Here is a 1,188-nt window from a genome sequence, read left to right as displayed (position 1 = left end):
TTTCTATGGTATGTAATTATTAATATAGCTTGATTGAAGTGTCATGCGCCTTAATCTTTATGTATTTTTTTAAATTTAAGACCTAGGCAGTGCCTAGGTTTTTTTTTATTTCGTATAACAGCCATTATGTTAAATAAGTGCCTGACTTTATTGATAAGGTTAAACATTAGCAGTTAGAAAGGGTTTTCAAAAAGAATGGTAAATCGCCCAAAAATTATAAAAGTAGGAATTTTGCTTGTAGGTCTATGTTTAATTCTGATCTTTAATTCATATAAACAGAAATTGAATTATGACAATGAAATGGCAAAACAGACAACGATACTTTTCTTAAATTCACTTGCTAAACATGATCGAAAATCAGCAATCAAATATGTTTGGCCTGATGCGCAATTATATGAAGACTTAAAAAGTCCTGAAAGATTTCTTTCTTTCAAAGACTCAAAAATTTTAGAAATAATAAGAATTAATGATGATTCAGCGGAAAGTAGACCTGAGTATTATCAAGAATTTTATAAAATTATTTCAGTGATGGTAAAAGTTAAAATCGTGCATATAGATGATGCTGGCAGTCCAGTAGGTGACTATATTTTATTTATTACTCTTGTGAAAAAATCTCCTCAATCTGATTGGCTAATTACAGGATTGGGTAGTGGGCCTTAAGCTAATAATTATTTATTTTCCCTAAAATTAACATAATACACCTTATGCGAAATGCGTTATAATTATCTATAGAAATCAATGCTGTAGTTTCTATTTGATAGCCCGAACATCCCTGTTCGGGCTTTTTTTATGATTTTTCCTGTTCCACGCCTATTCTTTGATCAATGTTTCACGACTTTGATTAGATCAATTGAATACTCAGGATGCCTGGGCTTTTTCTTTTTGGCGTTTATTTAGGTCTTTCTTTAGCGCCTTTTTATCCTGGTAAGACGCAATCAGCATGATTGGGATCAGTACAGGAGCAACCACAATACCCAGAGCAATATCTTTCAATTTTGGCATGACTTTTCTCCCTTATAACTCAATCATTATCAAATACGGCATTCAGCACACGGCCAAATAAACTACGTTTTTTGGGTTGTGGCACTGTCACATTTTGCAACGTGGCATGCTGTAGCGTTTGGGTGTGGTATGCTGTAGTTTCTTGCTGTGGCACTGCCACATTTTCTGCAATATTTAATTCATTAT

The 1,188-nt window shown here is 33.2% G+C and carries 2 protein-coding genes and 1 pseudogene; 1 reads left to right on the top strand and 2 read right to left on the bottom strand.

The window, feature by feature from the left end; all coding sequences use genetic code 11:
- Positions 1 to 300 precede the first annotated feature (300 nt).
- Positions 301 to 660, top strand: coding sequence for a DUF4829 domain-containing protein (locus FTV41_RS14895; protein ID WP_257222000.1), 360 nt, complete (start codon positions 301 to 303; stop codon positions 658 to 660).
- Between the two features lie 198 nt (positions 661 to 858).
- On the opposite strand, the gene FTV41_RS14890 is transcribed toward FTV41_RS14895, so the two are convergent.
- Complete coding sequence (locus tag FTV41_RS14890) at positions 859 to 1,002, bottom strand: hypothetical protein (RefSeq protein ID WP_179996780.1); 144 nt, start codon at positions 1,000 to 1,002, stop codon at positions 859 to 861.
- Positions 1,003 to 1,021: 19 nt separating this feature from the next.
- Positions 1,022 to 1,188, bottom strand: a pseudogene (locus FTV41_RS14885) (DNA-binding protein); the annotation flags it as partial.

This window comes from Acinetobacter sp. YH16051 (assembly GCF_013417135.1).
GTDB classification, from domain to species: domain Bacteria; phylum Pseudomonadota; class Gammaproteobacteria; order Pseudomonadales; family Moraxellaceae; genus Acinetobacter; species Acinetobacter towneri.
Note: the sequence above shows the minus strand (reverse complement) of the source record. Positions and strands in the feature narration are given on the sequence as shown.

Coding starts and splice junctions, on each gene's coding strand:
- FTV41_RS14890 (WP_179996780.1), bottom strand. CDS start 1,002: ATGCCAAAATTGAAAGATATTGCTCTGGGTATTGTGGTTGCTCCTGTA.
- FTV41_RS14895 (WP_257222000.1), top strand. CDS start 301: ATGGCAAAACAGACAACGATACTTTTCTTAAATTCACTTGCTAAACAT.